We start from the raw sequence: 24085 nt of genomic DNA on the forward strand, positions 1-24085 counted from the left end.
AATTAGAATTCTATTTCCTTGAAAAAGCTAGTTTTCAATCCAAGCTTACAACCACATTTCGACACTTGAAAATAACTATCTTTGTCCCGAAAGAGAAAATATGCCAATAATAAACGTAGAACCACGTACAAGAGCTCAAGAAAGTACTAACGCCATAGAACGCATGTACATCACCATGCGACATTTATTTAATAGAGGTTTTTATAAACCCATGGGCGTAAGTGGAGAATCTTTAAGAGAATCTTTACTAACCTTGCGACCAGAAATTTATGGTTCCATAGGAGAAGCAAAAATAGAATTGAGTGGTTTACTTTATGTAATGGATCGATTGCCAGTAGGTATTGAAGAATGTACTTATATCAACTTGACTAGTGATGAAGGTTATGAAGGCTCTCATTTTAAAGCTATTATTCCTAAAAAAAGAAGGCGCAATTGCTATCGTATCGATGAGCAGCAAATGAATATAGAGGTGACTCGTGGAAGATCAGAGATCTATGATATTCTAACACACCTTACCTTCTTAATGATAGAATCGCATAAGATCATGAAACAAGTGATTGTAGGCGATAACGGCAATACAACAAGAGACTGGAAATGCTTAGAAGATGCGATAGCAAAGAAAAAACTTTCTAAAGAAGAAAAAGAAGTGGCGATAACGCATGTGGCAAATATTTTAGGCCGCACCTTTGATGAGGTAACTTCAGTTTATAAAGAATTCAGCACCACAACAAATCCCAATCGTTTTCTAAGCATTATTTATCACTTAGGAAGACTCGCAAAACAAGAAGTTTTGGATGAAGAAAAACGACTGGTCACATTTTCGCCAGTTTTAAGAGAACGATTAGGCCATCATATTCATGGTGATATCTGGGCAATGCGCATTAAAAAACATTTAGTCGAGCACGGCCTTTTTGATAGGCCATTACATATCATTAGTGCAAACTTACACAGTGTAATGAACTCCCTTTATGGTCCAAAAGCGCTTGCTAGTCAAATGCAAAAGAAAAGCCGCATGGAGATCTTTGCAGATCTTAGTAACGATAGCGGTAAGAAAAACCGTGATTTGATTAAAAAACATGCGCTTGCTAATGGGATGACAGAGCTTAAAGATCAAAGTGGTACTAATATAGACGTACAAATTTTTGATCTTTCTAATTGTGAATTTGAGAAAGTAGATTTTTGTGATATCCGCTTTCGCGAAAGCGAGAACTCCACAAAACCTGTTCTTATTGTTATGGATTATGCTTTTGGTGAACAAGCCTATGAAACTATGGATGAGTTGTTAAAACCATTTAAGGATGAAAACGGCAAAACACACCAGATGAATGTGCGATCCATAAATGTAATGGGTAAAGCTGGAATTTTAGAAGGCGATAAAGGCGATATCATGGTGCCAGATGCGCATGTTTTTGAAGGTACGGCAGATAATTATCCGTTTAAGAATAGATTGAGTAAAAAGGATTTAGAAAGTGATGACATTAAAGTAGTTACAGGATCTATGGTGACTGTTTTAGGAACCTCTCTACAGAATAAAGATTTACTAGAGTTTTTCTACAACTCAAGCTGGAGAGTTATCGGTCTAGAAATGGAAGGAGCACATTATCAAAAGGCTATTCAGGCGGCTTCTCGTGTGCGTCGTAGCATACGCAAGAAAGTAAAAGTAAGATATGCCTATTATGCCAGTGATAATCCATTAAAAACGGGACACACACTTGCCAGTGGTGGACTGGGATTAATAGGTGTAAAACCGGTTTATGTAATTACAGAAAAGATATTGGAGCAAATTATGGAGAATAGTATCTCATCTCAAGAGCAAACAAATTCTACTACAGACTCATAATTTTATTATTAATTACTCGTTTCAAAAGAATTCACATAGTTCAAGTATATTTGAATCCTTAACAAAATTGTTTACATGAATAACCAGCCAGATCAAAATCAAGAACAAGAGGTCGATTTAGTACCAGTATTTGTTTGGATAAGTAACGGATTTAAAAATTTGTTTAATGGTATAGGCAACATTTTTAAAGGGATTGCTCACTTTTTAGTGCTATTTCTAATATTTATCAAAAACAACATCATTCTGCTAGGAGTTCTGTTTGTAATAGGAGCTGCTCTTGGAATGTATTTGAGTAGAGAAAGTAAAAAGAACTTTACTGCACAATTAAGAGTACAGCCTAACTTTGAAAGCGCTGGACAGTTGATTTCTAATATAGAATATTATAATTCTCTAGTAGATCAGGAAGATTATCAAACATTAGGGCAACAGCTCAAGGTCTCTACAGAAGAAGCTAGCTATTTTGTAGGTTTTGAAATAGAGCCAGATTTTAATGATACTGAGTTGCTCAAAGAATACGATTATATGGCTCGTCGTGCTGATACTATCGCATTAGAAAATTATACCTTTGAAGGTTTTAAGAAGGCAAAGAGAGATATAGATTATCAGTTTTATAAAGTTTCAGTTACCTCAAAGAATAGGGCTGCATTAGAAAAGGCTGCACCAGATGTTGTGGAAGTGAAGGACAATCCATTAATCAAAGCTCAAAGAACTGCTAGTATTGAAACCACGGGCTATAATATTGCAAAAAGAGAATACCAACTTAAAGAGATAGATTCCCTTATTAGTGCTTATCAAATAGCAATTAAAGATAAAGATTCTGACCTTTCTAATGGAACTAATGTCTTTGTTAATGGGCAAAATGGAATGGTAGATTTCAAAAATCTATTTCAAGAAAAGTCAAATATTCTCTTTCTATTAGAAACAGAGCGAGAGAAAAAATATCAATTTGAAAATACGGTAAACATTGTTTCTTACCTTATTAAAAAAGGTAGTATCGAGAAGAAACATTTGACAGTAACATTTGCTCTTGTGTTCTTTGGCCTTGGTCTTATCATTGCGTTAATTCCTATCCTGTGGAGATTTTTGAACACCTATCAAAAGAAGGATTAAAATGAAAGTGAGTCCTACTCCTCTGTTTGATTGTATTATCATAGAGCCTGCGGTTTTTCCAGATGCTCGAGGCAAATTTGTAGTAGCCTTTGATAGTATCGCTTTCGCGAAAGCGGTTCCAAAACAAAAACCATTTATTACGACAAATGAAAGTACCTCTACCTACGGTGTTTTGAGAGGATTGCATGCACAAAAAGGCGAAGCTGCTCAAGCAAAATTAGTACGCTGTATTAGTGGTCGTATTCTCGATGTTGTAGTAGATTATAGGCCAGAATCACCTACTTATTTAAAACATTTCACTACCGAATTATCTGGTGAGAATAACAAACAACTTTTAGTTCCTAGGGGTTTTTTACACGGCTTTTCTGTACTTTCTGAAACGGCAATCGTGAATTATCAAATAGATAATACTTATCAACCAGATATGGAAATAGGCATCAGATATGATGATCCTAAGTTAAACATAGACTGGCAATTGCCTAAAGAAGATATTATTCTATCTGAGAAGGATGAGAAATTAGGCTATTTGTAAAGAAAAATTCTTTTTAACTAGCAATTTGAAGCTGTTTGTTCAATTGAAATCAATTCTCTATAAAAATGATTTAGCGACGTGTATATAATTAAAATATCAGTCTGAGCTTGCTTGTGCTGAGTTCATCGAAGTATCGAAGACGATGTTTGACAAATAAATAAAATTTGAAAAAAATTCTAATCACAGGAGCAAACGGAATGCTAGGAACAGCTATCGCAGCTGAACTAATAGACTATACATTATTTGTGTTTTCAAGTAAAGAACTGGATATAACTTGTAGTTTTCAACTGGACCAAAAAATCAAAAATATACAACCAGATTACATTATCAATTGCGCTGCATACACAGCCGTAGATCTTGCAGAAAGCGAGCAAGAAAAAGCGTTTAAAATTAATGCGATTGCGGTTCAAAAAATGGCGCAAATTGCAAAACAATATAATGCTACCTTAATTCATTTCTCTACAGATTATGTTTTTAATGGAGAGGCTACAGTTTCTTATTTAACAGATCAAAAAACAGACCCTATAAATGTTTACGGTGCCAGCAAACTAGCTGGAGAAAAAGCCATTACTCAAATTGACGGTAAACATTACATCTTTAGAATCTCTTGGTTATATGCACCGCATGGAAAGAATTTCTTCCGTTGGGTTGCTGAAACAGATATGAAGGAACTAAATATAGTCGATTCTCAGACAGGTTCTCCTACTAGCGCACTAGATGTAGCTACTTTTATAAAAGAGGTTATAGAAAACGATCCTGCGACATACGGAATTTACAATTTTACCAATCAAGGTGAGATGACGTGGTACGCTTTCGCGAAAGCGATAAATCAAAAGCTGGGATTAAGTAAAATGATACAACCAGTAGCAGAGTTTAAAACCGCTGCAAAACGACCTTTTTATAGTGTTATGAATTGTGAGAAGACTGAGCGTGTTTTTGATTATCAAATCCCTTCTATTGAAAAAGGACTGCATGAAGTGGTGAGGAGATTTAAGAGTTAGTTTATAGTTTTGTCCATTAATTATACTCAGGCTGCGGTTGATTTATTTAATTGTAGAAATTGCAACGCAACCATTTATAAAGGTATGCATCTACTTAAAAACCACTACTATGAAAATTATAACATTAACCTTACTACTATTCTTGCTAACTGCTATATCAGCAACGGCCCAAATTATTAACATTCCTGATCCTGTTTTTAAAACGGAGTTAACAACGACAAATTGTGTTTTTGTAAATGGTTTGGCAGCAAGCAGTGTAGATAGAAATGGAGATGGAGAAGTTCAAGTTTCAGAAGCGCTTGCGGTTACTGAATTAAGATTAACAAACGAGCTAACTTCTGATGTTACAGGTCTAGAGGCATTTACTAATTTAGAAGAAATAGTTTTTTTATACTACGGCGGCAACTCATCATGGCCAATGGTTTTTGATTTCAATCAATTAACCCAACTTAAAAAGATAGATGCCTATGCATTTCCATTTGATGTTCTTAATGTTAGTCAATTACAAAACCTAGAGGTATTAAGTTTTTATTTTACAGGTGGGTTAAACGATATTGATTTAAGTAATAATGCCCAGCTTAGAAGTTTTTATGTAGGTCCTGGAGGCGGAAGCTTTGCCACGTTGGACTTTTCAAATTGTCCTTTATTAGAATCTTTATTCATAGATAACGGTTCTGTAGGTTCTTTAAACATCAAAAATGGTTCTCTTCTAAATCCTAATTCATTTGGTGTTAACGCAACATATATATGTGTGGATCCCCAAGAGGAAAGGGAAATTTCCGGCCTAGTTAATCAAAACACTATAGTTAACTCTTATTGCTCTTTCACACCAGGTGGAGATTTTAATGAGATGAATGGATCGACTCGTTTCAACACATCTGGAAATTGCGCACCATCTGATCCGTTATTGAGTAATATCATGTATGGATATACTGATGGGAATTTAACAGGTGCTGTTTACAGCAATACTGGTAACTATAATATTTATGTACCATATGGTTCATACGCTGTAACCCCTCAATTAGAAAACCCATCCTACTGGAACATTACACCACCTAGCGGGACTGTTAATTTTCCAGCTCAAACATCTCCACAGACTCAGGATTTTTGTATAAGTGCAAATGGTTCAATAGAAGATCTTGAAGTGACGATTTTTGAAATGTCTGAGCCACGTCCCGGATTTGATGTAGACTATAGAGTTGTGGTGAGAAATAAAGGAAACCAGCCAGCAAGTGGAACAGTTACCTTAGAATATCAAAACGATTTTATGACCTTGTTATCTTCCAGTCCAGTAGCATCGACACCAATGGTAGATCAATTAAGCTGGGGTTTTTTAAATTTGAATCCATTAACAAATGTGAGTTTTGATTATACCATGACACTCAATACACCTACAGCAGCTGTGAATCCATTAGATATAGGTGATTTTGTAAATTTTACCGCGATTGTTAATGGAACAGGAACTGACGCTATGCCAGCTGATAATGCATTAGTTTATGATCAAGAAATAATCAACAGCTACGATCCTAATGATAAAACCTGTTTACATGGCGCAACCATCACACCTAGTCAGGTAGGCGATTATGTGTATTATAAAATCCGATTTGAGAATTTAGGGACTGCAAGTGCTGTTAATGTGGTGATCAAAGATGAGATTAATCTATCACAATTTGATATAAATACGCTTGTACCTTTAGATAGCAGTCACGATTATGTTACTCGAGTAAGAGATAACAACATAGTAGAATTCATTTTTGAGAACATTAATCTGGATTTTAATGATGCAACAAACGATGGCTACGTGGTATTTAAAATAAAGACATTGAACACACTTGTAGAAGGCGATACTTTTGATAATAACGCAGGTATTTATTTTGATTTCAATGCACCTATTATCACAAATACTGAGGTAGTAACCATCATGAGTACCGCTAGTATAGAAGAAGTAACCGATAAGAGCGTTGTCATTTATCCTAATCCTACTAATGGCATTCTACATATAAATTCAAAAAACAATCTTAAAAGCACGACTCTAGTAGATTTAAACGGCAGGTTTTTAAAGCAAATCAATTTTATAGGAAATAGGACCAATCAGCAGTTGGATTTCTCAACATTAGGAAAAGGCATTTACTTTTTGACAGTAACGACAGATTTTGGTTCTAGAGTAGAGAAACTGGTCATTAATTAAAGGATTTGTTTTTATCTCGCTTTCGCGAAAGCGAGACCTTAAGAATTACTTAGGAAACCTTATTTTTGCTTTCCTAGAATTAGAATATGTCAGTACAGCATCATAAAGTAGCTTTAATTACCGGAGTAACTGGTCAGGATGGCGCTTATTTAAGTGAGTTTTTATTAAAAAAAGGATATGAAGTACACGGTATCAAACGCCGTGCTTCATTGTTTAATACAGATCGTATCGATCATCTGTACCAGGATCCGCATGAGACTGATGTAAATTTCAAATTGCATTATGGTGATCTTACGGATACGACTAACCTGACTAGAATCATCAAGGAAACACAGCCAGATGAGATTTATAATCTTGCAGCAATGTCACACGTTCAAGTTTCTTTTGAAATGCCAGAATACACCGCAAATGCCGACGGAATAGGTGCGCTACGTATCCTAGAATCTGTACGCTTGCTAGGAATGGAAAAGAAGACTAAAGTTTATCAAGCTTCTACATCAGAATTGTATGGTAAAGTTCAGGAAATTCCACAATCAGAAACGACGCCTTTTTATCCGCGTAGTCCTTATGCTGTGGCAAAAATGTATGCCTACTGGGCAACGGTAAATTATCGTGAAGCTTATGGAATGTTTGCTTGTAATGGGATTCTGTTTAACCATGAATCTCCAGTACGTGGAGAGACATTTGTGACTCGTAAAATAACACGTGCTACTTCTAAAATTGTAAAAGGACTTCAAGATAAAGTGTATTTAGGTAATCTAGATGCAAAAAGAGATTGGGGACATGCTAAAGATTATGTGCGCATGATGTGGATGATCCTACAGCACGATGAGCCTGAAGATTGGGTGATTGCGACAGGAACAACGACTAGCGTGCGTGATTTTGTTCGCATGGCATTTCAATACGTAGGAATAGAACTAGAATTTACTGGAGAAGGCGTGGATGAGAAAGGAACCGTAAAATCTTGCTCAAATCCAGATTACCAACTAGAAATAGGAAAAGAAGTTGTAGCGGTAGATCCACGATATTTCCGTCCTACAGAGGTGGATTTATTGATAGGCGATCCAACAAAAGCCAAAGAAAAGCTAGGTTGGGTTCCAGAGATCGCATTACAAGAATTAGTAAATGACATGATGAAAAGCGATTTACACTTAATGTCTCGAGAAGAGTATTTGAAAAATGGTGGGTACCGCATTAATAACTATTTTGAATGAGCCTATCCCTAGCCCTTTCCAGCGGAAAGGGAACTACTAAAAATCAATAATTAATTTATTGTTAAGGCATTTAATATAAAAACGAATTTAAAAAGTCCTCTCCACTGGAGAGGATTTAGGTGAGGCAAAATGAATAAAGATTCTAAAATATACGTCGCAGGACATCGCGGTCTTGTGGGAAGCGCTATCGTTACTGAGTTAAAAAAATTAGGTTACACTAATTTTATTCTTAAAACTCACAAAGAGCTAGATCTTACAAATCAACAAGCTACAGCAGACTTTTTCACAGCAGAAAAACCAGAATATGTCTTTCTTGCCGCTGCTAGTGTAGGCGGTATCGTAGCAAACAATACTTACAGAGCAGATTTTATTTATAAAAATCTCATGATTCAAAATAATGTGATTCATCATAGTTATTTGAATGGAGTAAAGAAGTTATTGTTTCTAGGAAGCACGTGCATCTATCCTAAAATGGCGCCACAACCTATGCCAGAGGACAGTTTATTGACCGGACCATTAGAATATACTAATGAACCTTATGCGGTGGCTAAAATCGCTGGAATCAAGATGTGTGAGAGCTATAATTTGCAGTATGGCACCAATTTTATCTCTGTAATGCCTACTAATTTATATGGTCCTAACGATAATTTTGATTTAGAGAAATCACATGTACTGCCAGCGCTAATTCGTAAAATGCACCTAGGTAAATTATTAATGGATGGTAATGAGCAGGCATTAATGGATGATTTAGGTGTTGATGATATCGCTTTCGCGAAAGCGGAATTACAAAAACACGGTATCACAGAAAATGGCATCGCTTTATGGGGAACTGGCTCACCAAAGCGAGAGTTTCTATGGTCACATGACATGGCAAAAGCCTGTGTGTATTTGATGGAAAATAAAGACTTTGCTGATGTAAAAGGAAGCGAAAAAGACATAAGAAATACACACCTCAATATAGGAACCGGAGAAGATATCGCTATAAAAGACCTCGCAGAACTGATTAAAAAAACTGTAGGATATCAAGGTAAACTTGATTGGGATGCCACAAAACCAGACGGCACACCACGCAAACTTACAGACGTTTCTAAACTGCATGAATTAGGTTGGAAACACGAGGTAAATCTTGAAAAAGGCGTGGAGATGATGTATGAGGCTTATTTAGAAAAGTAAATAATTGTTAATCAATAGAATTAAATCTAAAGAAATATCTAAATATTTCAATAATGCTCTTTGGCTAATACTTGAAAAAGGTGTCCGTGTCATAGATGCATTTTTTATTGGTATTTGGATTGCAAATTACTTAGGTCCCGATGATTATGGAATCTTTAGCTATTCAGAGGCCTTTGTTTATTTATTTACTACAATAGCTGGTCTAGGTCTTGATCAAATAGTGGTTAAAGAATTAGTTAAAACTCCCGAGAAAAGAGACCAAATAATTGGCACGGCAATCGTTTTAAGGCTTATTGGATTTATTGCCATGGTTTCTATAGTGGTGCCGGTTATTTATTTTCAACAAGAAAGTGAAACTACTATTTATGTTATAGGACTGTTATCTCTTTCTGTAGCTTTTCAAAGTTTTAAAATCATAGATTTCTATTTTCAAAGTGAGGTAAAAAGCAAATACACTGCTATTTGTAACATAATAGTTATTAGCTGTGTAGCTTTATTTAAAGTCTATTTAATTGTTAATCTATACTCGTTACTATGGTTTGCATTTGCAATACTTATAGAATGGTTATTGTTAGCAATAGCATATATCATAGTTTATAAAGGCCAAAGATTAAGTATTACAAAATGGAAATACGATAAAAAAATAGCTCATTCTCTTTTTGATAAAGGTAAACTTTTAATCTTAGGCTCTGTTGCTGCCGCTTTATATATGAAGATCGATCAAGTTATGATAAAAGAATTTATGAGTGAATACCATGTTGGGATTTATAGCGTTGCAGTTAAGTTAGCTGGTGTATGGCTCTTTATAACTGTTATTATCACTCAGTCGATTTTTCCTTCCTTAGTCGCATTAAGAAAAGAAAATAGAGGTAAGTTTATTATAAGGCTTCAAAAGCTATACGATTTACTAATGAAAATTGCGGTTATGGCCTGTGTTCTTTACACGGTTTTCGGAAACTTAATTATTGATATTTTATTTGGAGAAGCCTATATGGAAAGTAGTGAGTTAATCGGGATTTACATATGGTCTATAGTATTTGTATTTTTGAGTAATGCTTCTTGGGGCTATTATCTTAATGAAGGATTAGAAAAAATTGCAAGCTTTAGGCTTATCTTAGGCGCCTTATTAAATATTTCTTTGAATGTTTATCTGATCAAAGAGTTTGGACTTAAAGGTGCTGCTTATGCTACTTTAATTTCTTATTCTGTATCGAGTTATTTTATCAACTTTATGTTCAAAAGAACTCGTGAGAATTTTTATTTACAAACAAAGGCTATAATTAATATTTTGAATCCCAAAACCTGGATCAAACCATTATGAATGAAGTTTTAAAAAGAGAAGAATTAAAAACACTTGAAATCTCCATAGATCAAGTTTGTACCTTGTTCTTTTATAAGAATAGAGTTATTAGAGGTGTTCATAAGCAATATCTTGAACAAGTCAAGGAAATGATGTCTAACGGTATGCTTGACGAATTAATTAGTAAAAAGCTATTTGTAAATACCTGGATCAGTGATTTGAAGGTTGAAGGTTTTGACCTCGTTATCGAGCATGAAAAAATTCAGTATTGGAACTATCCTTATGAATGGTCTTTTACTATGTTGCAGGATGCTGCTCAAACAGTGATTGATTGCAATAAAGTAGCAAACAAATATGGTTATGAACTCTTTGATGTACATGCATTTAATGTAGTCTACAACATGTCACAACCTGTTTATGTTGATTTTGGTAGTTTTTTTAAGATAGATCAAAGAAATGGAAAGGCTTGGTCAGGATATAACAATTTTTATAACTCCTTTTATATGCCCTTGTATTTATACAATAAAGGTTTTTCTGACTTGTCAAATAGTATTTATTTGCATTACGGTTTGTTTAGTGACAAGGATTTATTTCTACTTAGGAATAAATTTGCAACTTTATTTGGAAATAAAATAGCATCTCTTATTTTTAAGCTAAGTAATAGTAAAAGAAGGCTTGCAGCTGCTAGATATACTAGAGTTATTGAAAAGTACGGCAAGCATAAGCACATAAATAAATTATTAAAATTTAAAAAAATCTTCCAAAACAACTATTCTGTTTCTAACGCTGCCAAGTTACTAAAAGGTGTTTCAAAAAGTCATATCGACTCCTATTGGAAAGATTATCATAATGATAAAAACCCTTCTCAAGACGCTAGGTTTCTTAGAATTGCAGAGGTTATAAAAAAAGATTTATCAGATTCTAATTCCTTAATAGAGCTAGCTTCTAATCAAGGAAAATTTGCAAATTATGTTCTAGAGCAAACTCAAATTACTCAAATTATTGCAACAGATTATGATAAAAATGCACTAGATCAAATTTATCTGAATAATCGATCAAGCGATCAGGTTTTACCTTTATTATATGATTTTGTGCGACCTAATAATAGAACAAATACTAAAGTAATAAGTGATAGGATAAATGCCGATGTAGTTATGGCTTTGGCTGTTACACACCATCTAATCTTAACTCAAGATATTACATTAGATCATATTTTTAACGTGTTAAAGTCGTTATCGACTAAATACGTTGTAATAGAATTCATGCCATTAGGTTTATACTCGGGAGACATGAACAATATTCCTGCTGTTCCAGATTATTACACGTTAGAATGGTTTAAAACTACTTTTTCAGAATACTTTGATTACATGCTAGATGAAAAACTTGATGTAAACAGACATCTGTTTGTAGGTAGTATAAAAGAACAGTAAATGTTTTTAAGAAACACATTTATATTTATTTATTTGACTGTGACAGTCTTCCTGTTTACATCATTTCAAGTAAGTTTATCTTTATGGGTTTCTTTTTTTAGTAATGCGTTAATTCTAACATTTATTACGTATTTCCATATTTTTATAGAAAAAACTTACAGTCCTTTTTTAAGTACATATATAGTTTTCAATTATTTGTTTTTTCTATTAGCCCCTATGAATCAGGCAAATGTTATGACTGCCATGGAGTTTCCAATTTATGGAAATCAGTTTCCTTATAATGAATGGACTTTCATAAAGACAAATTTTCTAATCTCGCTTTTTCACATCTTCTTCTTTATAATTTATGTTGGTTCAAAGACGTTGATAAAAAAGTCCAATAAGGTCGTGACTAGTTTGAAAGGAAAAACCTATTTATTTCCTTCTATTTTTATCTTGTTCTCTGTACTCGTTCTTATTTTTAATTTTGGTTTTCTTATTGACGAGTATACTCGCCCCAGCTGGAAAGCACCAGATTACAATATAAGTGATTTGCTTATAAGAACTAAAGTTCTTTTTGTCATTCCATTAGCAGGGATTGTGTTATGTGTTGGTTACTTGCGTAAAAGAAAGTTACCGTTACAAAAACTACTTTTTGTTACTTTGAGTATTTTATTACTATTATTCATTTTACTGGTACTTAAAAACCCATTAACCGAGAAGAGAAACGCCCTAGGTCCTATTTATCTATTATTGATATTTTTATTTTACCCTAGATTAATTAATAGCAATGTAAAAACTACATTCTTGCTTTTCTTTTCTATGATTGTTGTTTTTCCCGCACTACAATTCCTAACCCATGTGGATTATGGATTTGCTGAATTGGTTTCTAATCCAAGTTTGATACTCAGGAAAAATGACTTAAGTCTGGGTTTTATGTCACTAAATTATGATGCTTTTGTCAATATCGGTGTTGTAATCGAAATAGTTGAAAATGATGGAGTTTCATTTGGTTTTCAATCTCTTAGTGCATTTTTATTTTTTGTACCTAGAAGCTTATGGCCCTCAAAACCAGATTCCTCCGGACTAGTAGTTGGTGATTATCTTATTGATAAATATGATTTTTGGTTTGCAAATCTTTCAAATCCACTAGTTTCTGAGGGATTTATGAATTTTGGTTATTTTGGTGTTCTATTAATGGCCTTTCTACTTGCAATAACAATTGTTTTCTTCTTAACTTGGTTGAATAGTAATGATTATCTTAAAAAAGCAATTGCATTTTATTTTGCGATGCACCTCATTTTTTTATTGAGAGGAGACTTTACAAATGGCTTTAGCTATTTTGTTGGAACTTTAATAGGATTATATATTATTCCTAAGATAATCATTTATATTTCAGGATTCATTCTTGATCAAAAAGTATGGGTTTCAAAGAAAAAGTAATAGAACACCTTCCTAAATACATTTATTACTTAACTGTAGTTATGTTCCTTATGCCTATAGTTCCTAGAGGTGCAAGACCCATCTTAATCGGTATCTATGCATTAGGCGCAATTACTAGTATGTATTTTGACAAAGAAAAATTCAGATGGGGTATATTTCTTCTTAATTCAAGCCTTTTCTTTCTTTATGTCTTCAGCTTATTATATACAGAAGATATACCATATGGCCTACGTAAGGTTTCTACTGGCGCTGCTTTTATAATTTTTCCATTGGTCTTCTCTAGCATGAGCAAACGTTGTCTGAGCTATATATTACAAAGGCGTTTTCAATTAATGTGGTTTTTTATTATCGCTACATTGTTACTTAATGTTGGTGCCTTCATAATTTTTAGTCAGAAATATTCATTTGATGAAGTCATCTTACATTTTATAAATATAATTAGAACTAATATTTCGGGATGGAAAATTCACCCTATCTATTTAAGTATGCACATTGGTGTTTCTATGATCTTCTCACTATTTTTAGTTCAGAGAGGAATCAGTTGGAAAAAACTCTCTATTTTAATAGTTATTAACCTTATTCTTATAGGGTTCTTGCTTATTATGATTAAAAAAGGCCCGATAATAGCGCTGTTATTAGTGGTGGCGTTCTTAACCTTAATGTTTAAGAATAAAAATCTTTATGTAGTCTTTGGAATAGGAACAATAGGTTTGATCTCAATAATTATTTTTAATCCTAAGGTAAATGAACGTTTTTCGGAGTTACTTCAGGTGCAAGATGCAAATGAGGAACTTGCAAATTCGACCAACATTAGATACTCCATCTATCAATGCGTTACAGATGTAATTCCACAGGCTGGTTTTTTTGGATATGGTGTAGGTGATGGTAAAAATAAGCTTGTAGAGTGTTACCAGAAAGACGCAAAGTTTCTTGCAGAAAACCGATATAACTCGCATAATCAGTTTCTAGGATTGATACTTAATGTTGGCTTTTTAGGTTTGTTTGCTTTTGCCATATTTCTTTTCTATCATCTTTTAAAGGCTTTTCGCAAGAAAAACTATTTGCTTATCGCGTTGCTGCTTTTCTATTCTATCGTCATGTTTTCAGAGAACATTCTAGAGAGGGAAAACGGAATTTTATTCTTCGCTTTTTTTATAAATTTATTTTTAATGTGGGATTATGTTATGGAAAAAAGATCAAATAAAGGAACACCCATAAATAAAATTATTCCCTAGTGAAATCATTATTTCATATTACAGAAGATATTTCCCGAGCAAGTGGTGGAGTGCGCACAGTTGTTAAGGATCTTAAAAACCAATTTCCACTATCTACTTTGCTTAGTACCGTTAAAGATAAAGACGATGTAGATATAATTGAATTTAAGAAAAGTGGTCCATGGCTGTATTCACCACAATTAAAAGAATATTTGAATCAAATACCCCAAAAACCTATTTTTCATTTGCACGGTGTTTGGATGCATGCACAATATATCGCAGCAAAAATTGCAGCGAAAAGAAAGGTGCCTTTTATAGTAAGTCCGCATGGTATGTACGAACCTTGGTTATGGAAAGAAGGCGCGCTTAAAAAGAAACTTTATTTTTATTTATTGTCAAAATCCGCTTTCGCGAAAGCGAGATATATACATGCAATAACCCCAGATGAACAAAAAAACTTACAAAAACTATTTTCTAAAACAGAAGTAGTTTGCATACCAAACGCAATAGAAATTGAAGACCTCATTGAAAGAGATAAGCCTCATAAACCATATATCCTATTCCTAGGACGTATTCACCCCAAAAAAGGAATAAAACTACTTATTGAAGTTTTCAATTCTTTAAAAGCGCTTGATTTTGACCTTAAAATTGCCGGTCCGGAAAACGATCATATCCAAGAATTAAAATTACTTGCCAAGGGTAACGAGCGCATATCTTTTTTAGGCGCCGTGAGAGGCAAAGAGAAAAAAAGACTTTATAGAAATGCTCATGTATTTATTGCGCCTAGCTATTCTGAGGTTGTTGGAATGGTAAACCTAGAAGCTGCAATGATGGCAACGCCAGTAATTACAACATATCAAACAGGTTTACTAAAAGAATGGGGCCAGAACGGAGGCATTCTTATTGACCCAAATCAAAAGGAATTAAAAAATGCTATTCAGGTAGTTTCTAAATGGACCAGCAAAGAAAGAGATGCCGCTGGTAAAAAACTTAGAGAATTTGTGATCAATGAGTATTCTTGGAAGGTCAATAAACCTAAATGGGAGCAGCTTTATAATTCAATGTCATGAAAAAGCTACTAGTTTTATCGTGTTATTTATGTATCATTTCAGGTTGCTCTGATACTTTAGATAAATATGAATTTCAAAATATGGTGCCATCAAAAAGCTTGATCCATGAATTGAAAAGCTCTAAAGAAAAAATAAAAGGTGCCCAAGATACAGATGAACTGGTAATTAAAATACAGTTTCATGGTCAATCAATAGTAAAAGGCATCAAAGAAAAACGTATAAAATCAACTCTTGAAAATGCTTTCCCTCATGTTGAGTTTAATATTACCAACACTGCTCGTAGTGGATTTCAAGTACCTCGATTACTGCCTTTGATGGAAAGCGATATTTATCCAGAACAGGCAGATGTACTTTTTTTTCATGCTTATGGAGGTACAGAAACTGGTGAATTAGATCAATTCCTTAAAAACCTAAAAATTAACTTTAAAGGCGATGTGATCATATTTAATCACCATCTATCTTTTCCAGATGATCCAGAACAAAATCAAAAACTTACTAAATTAGAAAACCATACATCAGTAAAAATAGAAAAACTCGCAAATTACTACGGATTTGGTTTTATAGATATGAGAAGCGAGTGGGCTACCTTTATTAGGCTAAATAAGAGCATTACAGCAGGTAATTTATTAAGAGATGGAATTCACCCTAACGAAGAAGGTAAATTAATCTTAGAGCACATACTAATGACACATTTCATAGATGCTATAAATACTATCTAGAACTAAAAAATTACCTTTGTTTACTAATTATTATTTCGTTTGAAAAATTACCAACAACTCCATCAGTTTCAATTACCACCTAATTTTAGAGGTCGTGGAGCTATAACTGTGCAGTTTTGGTGGTTAGTACAAAGTTCTCTTTTTGCTTGGTCACCGCAATTTATGTACGGTTGGCGCAGGTTTTTGTTACGGTCATTTGGCGCAAAAATCGGTAAAAATGTTATCATTAGACCAACAGTAAGAACACAATTCCCATGGAAAGTTTCTATAGGTAACTACAGCTGGATAGGAGATGATGTGGTTCTTTACAGTCTAGGAGAAATAGAAATAGGAGCACATGTGGTTATATCTCAAAAATCATACATCTGTACAGGAACGCACGATCCACAAGCCATCAAATTTGATATCTACGGTCATAAAATTACTATTCAAGACCAGTGTTGGATCGCTACCGATGTTTATGTAGCGCCAGGAATTACAATAGGTCGAGGAACTTTAGTTGGTGCAAGAAGCAGCGTTTTTAAAGATCTTCCAGCAGGAAAAGTATGTTTAGGAAGTCCGGCTCAAGTAATTAAAGATCGATAAAGATTCGTAATCAAAAAGTTTTTTAATCCTATTTACCAGTAACCTAATTCTTTACCTTTTTTAAATCTTAACCTACCTAATAGCTCGTAACCTATAGAATTGAAATGTATTCCGTCTATTAGCAAAGATGGCGGTGTCCTTTCTTTTTTCATCATTTCAAGATCTTGTTCGGTTGGGTGAGCAACATCTTTAGGCAATAGATCAAACGCAATTGCATCATATATAGCTTGTGTAGACATATATTTTTTTAAATCAATGAGTCTAGAACCATACTTTTCTCTTATCGGTCTAACATTTTTTTCAACTCCATTTCCATGCGAAGTAATGATAATAACATTGTTATCACCTTTATGTTCCACAAATAAGTCAATTTGATTTAATAAATCTTCAGGTGATTCATAACTACCATTTTGACCGATAAAAATCGTAGCGATACCATGTGCTTTATTTGATAATGAAGTTATTATTTTTGATTTTGGTATCGTTACATAATCTTTGGAAGCTTTTTCAATTCTATTAATGAAATACGTTCCTTTTTCAAGTGATAATTCACATGCTATAGAATCTATATAACAGGGGTTGATACCTGCGTTACCTTGTTTTAAAGGTAAAACATTACTATCGTTATAAGAGCTATAAAGTCCAGTTGGAATTTTAACCTTAGAACCATCTTTTGGAATAATGATGGATTCTTTTATATACATAGGAATAGCGCCATATCGTGCTCCTATGGTTAAAGTGTTCTCACCACCAACACCCATATTGATAACAGTCCATTCACTTCCTAAAAGTTTAGATGTGACGCTAGACATACTCGTTCCCTTTCCTCCAGCTCCTGCAGTTAAAGAGTCCCCAATATCAACCAATATTTTTCCTTCGTTTTGTTTTTGAGAAAAACAGCTTGAACTAGATAAGATTAAAAAGAGGTATATAAGATACTTTGAATTCATACAAATGATTTTTTCTTGATATGGCTTAACCGCAAAGGGTTTTGTCAAAGATACAAGAATAGAATATTACTGTATTGACTATATAAACAAGTTAATAATCAATTAAATTTGTTCAAACAATAGAACTAATTGTTTAATCTAATATTTACATTATTACAAATAAACTTGAAAGACAAACACATCACATTTATAGGCCTTAATTACGCCCCAGAAGACACTGCAATAGGCCTGTATTCTACACAAATGGTAGACGCCTTAATTAGTGCTGGCGCAACGGTAAGTGTGGTGACTGCTTTTCCTTATTATCCACAATGGAAGATCGCGCGAGCTTATCAAAATAAGCCCAAATACCTACAAGAAAAGAGTAATGGCGCAAAACTGTACCGTTACAAACAGTATGTTCCAGAGCAACCTACGTTCTTAAAACGGATTATTCACATTCTTAGCTTTACAAAAGGTAGCTTTTTCAATCTAAGAAAGATCAAGAATACCGATCTTGTTATTTCTATCATTCCATTTACATCAAGCGCATGGTTAGGTAATTATCATGCAAGAAGTCACAAAGCTAAAAGCTGGATTCACATACAAGATTTTGAATTTGATGCGGCGCTGCAATCTGGACTTTCCAGTGGTGGAAAGAAGTTCATCTTCAAATTTCTTTTTAGTCTGGAAAAGCGCATTTTAGGCAAAGCAAATAGGAATAGCACCATAAGCCATAACATGATTGCAAAGCTGCAATCTAAAACAGACCAGCCTACATATTATCTACCCAATTGGATTGATGAGAACCAAGTAAATCCTGCGGTTTCAAAACAACACGACTATCTTCAGAGTGATAAATTCAAGCTCTTGTATAGCGGCAATGTAGGTGATAAGCAAGATTGGGATTATTTTTCCGCTTTCGCGAAAGCGTTACCACAGCAATCTTACGAGATCATCATCGTAGGAGCAGGAGCAAAGTACCAGCAGTTAAAAGTAAATACCCAGCAAGAAAACATTCATTTTTACGATCCAGTACCATTTGAAGAACTCTCAGACTTACTTTGTAGTGCAGATGCTCATTTTCTATTCCAAAAAACAGAAGTACTCGATACTGTAATGCCTTCTAAATTGTTAGGCATGATGGCAAGTGAGAAGCCTTCGTTGGTTTTAGGAAATGAGGCGAGTGAAGTCAAAACCGTCATGAATAATGCAAATGCTGGCCTCTATTTTTCTAAGCCAGATGTTCAATTAGCTATTCAACAACTGGAAGTTTGGCGAGCAGACAAAGACCTTAGAAAAAAGATAGGAACAGATGCCCGCAACTATGTGGTAAAACATTTTTCTCGTAAAGAGATTCTAAATAAATGGGTTAAGGAGCTTTCTCAAATGATGTGTGAAAATTCCTTTCCTTAAAAAAGGAAAGGTGGGCAAATTGAGTGAAATGAGATTTGGTCGGAAAGGTTGGAAAAAGCCAGAAACCATTTATGCTTTTTATGGTAGAATAGACATAGGAGCTTTGTGAATTGTGAAATTATTGTTGGTTTAGCTTTTCAAATTTTGTTTTTTCTCTAAGTAAATGATTGTTTGTTCTTTGGGATAGTCAACACTTATTTATAATCTTATGTTTACATTTAGATTTCCTTTTATTTTTAATAATGAACCAACAAGAACTACTTTCCCTACTTGCGCTTAAAAAAGCACCGCTTATAGGTGATATTATAGCAAAAAAGCTCATCCGTACCTTTGGAAGTGCGGCAGGTGTTTTTGAACAACAATACAAAGACATTGCTGCCATAGAAGGAATAGGAGAGAAGAAAGCGCAGTTTATAAGAAATAAAGACGGTTTATTTTCTAAAGCAGCAAAAGAACTTGAATTCATTGAAGAAAACAATATCAAATACCGCGTTTATTACAATGACGACTATCCTGAGCGATTAAAATACTGCATCGATGGCCCAATCATTTACTTTGAGAAAGGAAACATCAATCTGGACAATCCGTTTACGCTCAGTATAGTTGGCACGAGGCAAATTACAACTGTAGGAGCTGCTTTTCTTGAGAAGTTCATTAATGAAATAGCACCATTAAATCCAATTATTATAAGCGGTTATGCTTATGGAGTAGATATTTTAGCTCATAAAATGGCCATTGAAAATGGCTTGCAAACTATTGCCGTTATGGCTCATGGACTGAATCAAACCTATCCTAGAAATCACGCTGCTCACAATGAAGATATGATGAAAAACGGTGGTTTTATAACCGACTTCTGGCATACTGATAATTTTGATCGTAAAAACTTCTTAGGACGCAATCGCATCATCGCAGGTATGAGTGAGGCAACCGTGGTCATAGAAAGTGCGTCAAAAGGCGGCTCACTGGTCACAGCAGATCTGGCCGTAGGTTATAACAGAGAGGTCTTTGCAGTTCCTGGAAGAGTAAATGATAAATATGCCATAGGTTGTAATGAGCTCATCAAACAATCTAAAGCACATATGCTCACCAAAACAGCCGACATCCCTTATATCCTAGGCTGGCAAGTACGTGACGTCGCTGTACAAAAACAACTCTTTGTAGAGCTTAGCGAGGATGAGAAACTAATTTACAGGTATCTGAAAGAACACAAAGAAGAATTATTAGACATAATCGCGTTAAATATCAAACAACCGGTACATAAAGTAGCATCACTACTTATGAGCATGGAGTTAAAAGGAGTTATTAAACCGCTTCCTGGAAAGAGATTTCAGCTCGCTTAATAAACATCATTCAAAGGTGCGGACTTAAGTCCGCACCTATGAATAGTAAACATAAATAAATTGAACGACCGCCTAAAAGAAATCAAAGAACAAGTTTACGGCCGCTGTAATCTCTATCTAACATATTACCAAGAAGAATTAGAAAGCAAAGAATACGACGCCTGCAGGTTTCGGTTAAATGATGCAAAAATCATTTCTAGAAGTTCTAAAATCACCCCTAAAAAAGCAGGCCAATTTGTTACTTTCTGGAAAAGAAATGGAAACGGACCTATCGAGCCTTTTGAAGAATCAGATGCTTTCGATTTTTTCGTTGTTAATGTGCGAACAGAAAAGAATTTTGGACAGTTTGTGTTTCCCAAATCTGTATTGGTTAAAAAAGGGATTGTTTCTACTAGTAAAAAAGAAGGTAAAAGAGCGATAAGAGTCTATCCATCTTGGGATCAACCTACAAACGCCACAGCCATGCGTTCTCAAAAATGGCAGTTGGGTTATTTCTTTGAAGTGAATGAAAAGAAAGGTTTTGAAAAGCTAAAAACACTTTATAAGAATAAATAATTTACAGACTTGACATGCCAAGTATTCTTCTTGGCATTGTCTAATTCAAGTGGCGATTTATAAATAAATAAAAATAAACACCTCAAAGGTTTGTCAAACCTTTGAGGTGTTTAAAACCTGATAAAATAAAAAACGACCTTTTCATAAGAAAAGGTCGTTCCTAACATCAAAACAGGCTCGTACCTAATGACGAGCCTGTTTTGTTACATAAGTTCCTTTAAGAACAAAGCAATGATTCCCAAGGTTATAATTGCTGAAATACTTAATGCAATCACATTATAAGTAGATCTTCCATTTTTATAGATCTGAATCCCAGAAAAAAGAACTAAAACTGGTGCCAGCAATGTCATCGGTAACATTAGCATTTCATGCATGACTCCTGCAATAGTCCATTTCATCTCAAATACATGAGTTATATAAACCCAGATGAAGAAAAGCATATTGAAAATACTCATGAATAAAATCATCTTATTTTTCTTCATGAATATAGTCTTGTTTCCTGATTCTTGCATCTTGATTCTATTTTTCACTTCCAATTCTCATCGATAAACTTCACATCTCTAGTGTTCTTTTGCACCGCGATGGCAGCAAATAGACTTAGTAAAAACGACATGCCATAGAATCCTTTTTCACTCAGTAATAAGTCGGCATTCCATAGACCTATGATTAATAAAACGATCGATGCGATAGTTACAAACCAGCTGATTCCGTAGTAAATATCTGTTACGGCGACGCCTTCTTGCTTATCTCTTACTGCTTTTTGGACCGATATGACAGAGAACAGCCCAAATAGCAAGATGACAAAATAATAGCCTTTTTCGTTGAGCGCCATGTCGGCATTCCACAATCCTATGCAGTACGAAACCATTCCTACCAGCAATGCGGTCCAGGATGCAGAGATGAATGCTGCAGTAGGTTTTCCAGTAAACACTTCTGGCTTTTTAACTTCTTTTTTCTCGGTGTTGTAATTCACTTGATTTTCCATTGTTGTTTGTTTTGATAGTACAAATATGTGGCGGCACAATAGTTTAGAAAAACCTATTTTTGATAAATTCTTACGATTGAAAAAGAGTGTACAGAATATTATATGTTGATAAAGAGTGTATTATTAAAACTATATGAACGATTTAATTACGTTAATTTATTCTTTGAATGACGATGATGTGGCTGCTTTTCTCGCTTTCGCGAAAGCGAGAAATCAACGAACCGACGTAAAAAACATACAATTATTCCAGCTGTTACAAAAAGGTGCAAGACGATATCTCGATATAAAAATCTATGGTAAACCAAATAAAAACGCCTTGCACGCGCTCTCAAATCGGTTAAAAGAAAGCTTGATAGAGTTCACCGCCATACAAGGTTTTTCAACAGAGTCTCAAGAAGAAATGCAGCTGCTTAAATTATTACTCGCAGCGCGCATATTTCTAGAACAAGGTCAACTCTCACTAGGATTTAAAACACTTCACAAAGCAAAATCAAAAGCCCAATCACTGGATTTATATGCCGTTTTACAAGAGATCTATCAAACTCATATACAATACGTGCATTTAGATACTAAAAACGATTTAGAAGATATTATAATAGCTTATCAGTATAACGAGCAGCTTTATTTAAAAGAATCGAGAATGGTCATGGCTTATGCGATGGTTCAAAAAGCCTTAAAAGCGCATCCGCCTAATATTTTTGAAGAGATTAAAAAACAATTGGATCGTTTTGATATTTTGATTGATCAAAACTTATCGTTTAAATCACTGTATCAATTAATGAACATTGCTACCGAAGCAGCAACCTTAAAATCAGATTATGCAAGTGTTTCCATTTTTATGAATCACGTATATAACATCGTAGAAAATAAAAAACACCTAGCCGATAAACATTTGTACTATCATCTAGAAATTATCTATTTGATGGCAGGAACTTGTTTTAGGAATCGAGATTTTGCACGATCACAAGAACTACTCGACCAATTGTACATAGAAATGCAAAAGCAAAAAGGAAAGTTCAAAAGCCAATTTCAAGAACGTTACCAGTTATTAAAAGCACTCAATTTAAATTATACAGGAGAAGCTGAAAAGGCATTGAAAGAACTAGACGAAATCAAAAAACCGTCACCTTCCACACGATTAGCTCAAATTATGGTTCTTTTTCAGCAGGAAAAATTGAATCTAGCACGTAAAACGATGAAAGAGCTGTATCATAGTGATGCCTTTTATGAAAAGAAAGAAGGCTTTTTATGGGTGATTCAAAAAAACATTCTTGAAATTTTAATCTACATAGAATTATTGCAACCAGATCTTGTGGAGTCTAGAATGAAGAGTTTTATGAAGCGATTTAAAATACGACTGGAACAAATAAACGAACACCGAGTGGTAAGCTTTATGAAGTTATTGCAATTCTATTTTGACAAGCCTTATGAGATAGCAAATGATGACTTTTCAAATAAGGTAGAACGGTCGTTTGAATGGAAAACCACAAGTCAGGAAGATATATTTGTCATGAGTTTTTATGCGTATTTAAAATCTAAAATGGAGAATAAAACTATGTATGAAGTAACTTTAGAGCTAGTGAATAAGGATTGATGCTTATACGACCAGATCTATGTAAAACATTACAATTCAGATAAAGGGAGACACTTTTAGTAGCTCTAGCAACAAAATCGAAAACATTGAAACAGGCTGTATTTTGAATAGTATAGTCTCTACGCAAGCGACAAGATAATTTCTAACCTGTGAGGTTTTGTCTAAAGGTAAATAACGTGAGTTCGATATAAGGATACGAGATATTTTAAAATTTAAAAAACTGATATTCAACTCCTCGCTTTAGAAAAGGCGAGGACAGATTGACCTCGTCGCACCAGCGACGATGCAATCAGGAGTGGTTGAAAGTCCCAAACCGTTGAAAGAATTCAATTCTATTTATTATAAAAATGAAAATAACTTAAGGAATATCAATCATTATTACGTCGAACTTACGTTAAATAGTATGTTCTTAAATCAATAAGCAAGTTGGGCAACCTCACAGGTTTAAAGCCTCTAGTCAAATCAAAG

21 protein-coding genes are annotated in these 24085 nt (G+C 34.2%); 18 read left to right on the plus strand and 3 right to left on the minus strand.

Going from position 1 to position 24085, the window contains the following annotated elements:
- The first annotated feature begins 100 nt into the window (after positions 1-100).
- The 14 genes from DDD_RS06800 to DDD_RS06865 all read left to right on the plus strand — a co-directional run bounded on the left by DDD_RS06800 (position 101) and on the right by DDD_RS06865 (position 16798).
- Positions 101-1840, plus strand: a complete 1740-nt coding sequence (locus tag DDD_RS06800) for a DUF6909 family protein (RefSeq protein WP_015362063.1) — start codon at positions 101-103, stop codon at positions 1838-1840.
- Positions 1841-1915: 75 nt separating this feature from the next.
- Positions 1916-2950 (plus strand): hypothetical protein, encoded by a 1035-nt coding sequence (locus DDD_RS06805; protein WP_015362064.1) that lies wholly within the window; start codon positions 1916-1918, stop codon positions 2948-2950.
- 1 nt (position 2951) lies between these two features.
- Positions 2952-3482: a dTDP-4-dehydrorhamnose 3,5-epimerase gene (rfbC, locus tag DDD_RS06810; RefSeq protein WP_041566999.1), complete on the plus strand. Its 531-nt coding sequence runs from the start codon at positions 2952-2954 to the stop codon at positions 3480-3482.
- Between the two features lie 164 nt (positions 3483-3646).
- A complete protein-coding gene (gene rfbD / locus DDD_RS06815) occupies positions 3647-4483 on the plus strand; it encodes a dTDP-4-dehydrorhamnose reductase (protein ID WP_041567000.1) in 837 nt (278 codons plus the stop codon).
- Positions 4484-4592: 109 nt separating this feature from the next.
- On the plus strand, positions 4593-6671 hold the full coding sequence (locus tag DDD_RS06820; protein ID WP_015362067.1) for a T9SS type A sorting domain-containing protein: 2079 nt from the start codon (positions 4593-4595) through the stop codon (positions 6669-6671).
- 86 nt (positions 6672-6757) lie between these two features.
- A complete protein-coding gene (gene gmd / locus DDD_RS06825) occupies positions 6758-7885 on the plus strand; it encodes a GDP-mannose 4,6-dehydratase (protein ID WP_015362068.1) in 1128 nt (375 codons plus the stop codon).
- A 129-nt stretch (positions 7886-8014) separates the two neighbouring features.
- Positions 8015-9058, plus strand: coding sequence for a GDP-L-fucose synthase family protein (locus DDD_RS06830; protein ID WP_015362069.1), 1044 nt, complete (start codon positions 8015-8017; stop codon positions 9056-9058).
- 4 nt (positions 9059-9062) lie between these two features.
- Entirely contained in the window at positions 9063-10379 is a 1317-nt protein-coding gene (locus tag DDD_RS06835) for a flippase (protein WP_015362070.1), read from the plus strand.
- Positions 10376-11788, plus strand: a complete 1413-nt coding sequence (locus tag DDD_RS06840; RefSeq protein WP_015362071.1) for a hypothetical protein — start codon at positions 10376-10378, stop codon at positions 11786-11788. The genes DDD_RS06835 and DDD_RS06840 overlap by 4 nt, the downstream gene beginning before the upstream one ends.
- A gap of 216 nt (positions 11789-12004) precedes the next feature.
- Complete coding sequence (locus tag DDD_RS06845) at positions 12005-13210, plus strand: O-antigen polymerase (RefSeq protein WP_201764105.1); 1206 nt, start codon at positions 12005-12007, stop codon at positions 13208-13210.
- Complete coding sequence (locus DDD_RS06850) at positions 13189-14445, plus strand: O-antigen ligase family protein (RefSeq protein WP_111474646.1); 1257 nt, start codon at positions 13189-13191, stop codon at positions 14443-14445. Before DDD_RS06845 ends, DDD_RS06850 begins: the two co-directional genes overlap by 22 nt.
- A complete protein-coding gene (locus DDD_RS17260; RefSeq protein WP_015362074.1) occupies positions 14445-15494 on the plus strand; it encodes a glycosyltransferase in 1050 nt (349 codons plus the stop codon). Before DDD_RS06850 ends, DDD_RS17260 begins: the two co-directional genes overlap by 1 nt.
- Positions 15491-16213, plus strand: a complete 723-nt coding sequence (locus DDD_RS06860) for an SGNH/GDSL hydrolase family protein (RefSeq protein ID WP_015362075.1) — start codon at positions 15491-15493, stop codon at positions 16211-16213. Before DDD_RS17260 ends, DDD_RS06860 begins: the two co-directional genes overlap by 4 nt.
- A gap of 39 nt (positions 16214-16252) precedes the next feature.
- On the plus strand, positions 16253-16798 hold the full coding sequence (locus tag DDD_RS06865; RefSeq protein WP_015362076.1) for a putative colanic acid biosynthesis acetyltransferase: 546 nt from the start codon (positions 16253-16255) through the stop codon (positions 16796-16798).
- Positions 16799-16830: 32 nt separating this feature from the next.
- On the opposite strand, the gene DDD_RS06870 is transcribed toward DDD_RS06865, so the two are convergent.
- Complete coding sequence (locus tag DDD_RS06870; protein ID WP_015362077.1) at positions 16831-17748, minus strand: SGNH/GDSL hydrolase family protein; 918 nt, start codon at positions 17746-17748, stop codon at positions 16831-16833.
- Between the two features lie 165 nt (positions 17749-17913).
- Between DDD_RS06870 and DDD_RS06875 the strand changes: the two genes are divergently transcribed.
- From DDD_RS06875 to DDD_RS06885, 3 genes are all read left to right on the plus strand, one after another.
- A complete protein-coding gene (locus DDD_RS06875) occupies positions 17914-19143 on the plus strand; it encodes a WcaI family glycosyltransferase (protein ID WP_041567001.1) in 1230 nt (409 codons plus the stop codon).
- 242 nt (positions 19144-19385) lie between these two features.
- Positions 19386-20483: a DNA-processing protein DprA gene (gene dprA, locus DDD_RS06880; protein ID WP_015362080.1), complete on the plus strand. Its 1098-nt coding sequence runs from the start codon at positions 19386-19388 to the stop codon at positions 20481-20483.
- Positions 20484-20543: 60 nt separating this feature from the next.
- Positions 20544-21038, plus strand: coding sequence for a MepB family protein (locus DDD_RS06885; protein ID WP_015362081.1), 495 nt, complete (start codon positions 20544-20546; stop codon positions 21036-21038).
- A gap of 203 nt (positions 21039-21241) precedes the next feature.
- Here the strand turns inward: DDD_RS06885 and DDD_RS06890 are convergent, their stop codons facing one another.
- A complete protein-coding gene (locus DDD_RS06890; protein ID WP_146250772.1) occupies positions 21242-21520 on the minus strand; it encodes a hypothetical protein in 279 nt (92 codons plus the stop codon).
- Positions 21521-21564: 44 nt separating this feature from the next.
- Positions 21565-22023: an inner membrane protein YiaA gene (gene yiaA, locus DDD_RS06895; RefSeq protein ID WP_015362083.1), complete on the minus strand. Its 459-nt coding sequence runs from the start codon at positions 22021-22023 to the stop codon at positions 21565-21567.
- 133 nt (positions 22024-22156) lie between these two features.
- Between yiaA and DDD_RS06900 the strand changes: the two genes are divergently transcribed.
- A complete protein-coding gene (locus DDD_RS06900; RefSeq protein WP_015362084.1) occupies positions 22157-23617 on the plus strand; it encodes a hypothetical protein in 1461 nt (486 codons plus the stop codon).
- Positions 23618-24085 lie beyond the last annotated feature (468 nt).

The sequence above is a fragment of the Nonlabens dokdonensis DSW-6 genome (assembly GCF_000332115.1).
Lineage (GTDB): Bacteria > Bacteroidota > Bacteroidia > Flavobacteriales > Flavobacteriaceae > Nonlabens > Nonlabens dokdonensis.

Bases quoted from the DNA above. Each gene is read 5' to 3' on its own strand.
- DDD_RS06845 (WP_201764105.1), top strand. From the start codon at position 12,005: ATGAATCAGGCAAATGTTATGACTGCCATGGAGTTTCCAATTTATGGA.
- DDD_RS06840 (WP_015362071.1), top strand. From the start codon at position 10,376: ATGAATGAAGTTTTAAAAAGAGAAGAATTAAAAACACTTGAAATCTCC.
- gmd (WP_015362068.1), top strand. From the start codon at position 6,758: ATGTCAGTACAGCATCATAAAGTAGCTTTAATTACCGGAGTAACTGGT.
- DDD_RS06850 (WP_111474646.1), top strand. From the start codon at position 13,189: ATGGGTTTCAAAGAAAAAGTAATAGAACACCTTCCTAAATACATTTAT.
- DDD_RS06890 (WP_146250772.1), bottom strand. From the start codon at position 21,520: ATGAAGAAAAATAAGATGATTTTATTCATGAGTATTTTCAATATGCTT.
- DDD_RS06830 (WP_015362069.1), top strand. From the start codon at position 8,015: ATGAATAAAGATTCTAAAATATACGTCGCAGGACATCGCGGTCTTGTG.
- DDD_RS06900 (WP_015362084.1), top strand. From the start codon at position 22,157: ATGAACGATTTAATTACGTTAATTTATTCTTTGAATGACGATGATGTG.
- DDD_RS06870 (WP_015362077.1), bottom strand. From the start codon at position 17,748: ATGAATTCAAAGTATCTTATATACCTCTTTTTAATCTTATCTAGTTCA.
- rfbC (WP_041566999.1), top strand. From the start codon at position 2,952: ATGAAAGTGAGTCCTACTCCTCTGTTTGATTGTATTATCATAGAGCCT.
- DDD_RS06820 (WP_015362067.1), top strand. From the start codon at position 4,593: ATGAAAATTATAACATTAACCTTACTACTATTCTTGCTAACTGCTATA.
- DDD_RS06805 (WP_015362064.1), top strand. From the start codon at position 1,916: ATGAATAACCAGCCAGATCAAAATCAAGAACAAGAGGTCGATTTAGTA.
- dprA (WP_015362080.1), top strand. From the start codon at position 19,386: ATGAACCAACAAGAACTACTTTCCCTACTTGCGCTTAAAAAAGCACCG.
- DDD_RS06800 (WP_015362063.1), top strand. From the start codon at position 101: ATGCCAATAATAAACGTAGAACCACGTACAAGAGCTCAAGAAAGTACT.
- DDD_RS06860 (WP_015362075.1), top strand. From the start codon at position 15,491: ATGAAAAAGCTACTAGTTTTATCGTGTTATTTATGTATCATTTCAGGT.
- yiaA (WP_015362083.1), bottom strand. From the start codon at position 22,023: ATGGAAAATCAAGTGAATTACAACACCGAGAAAAAAGAAGTTAAAAAG.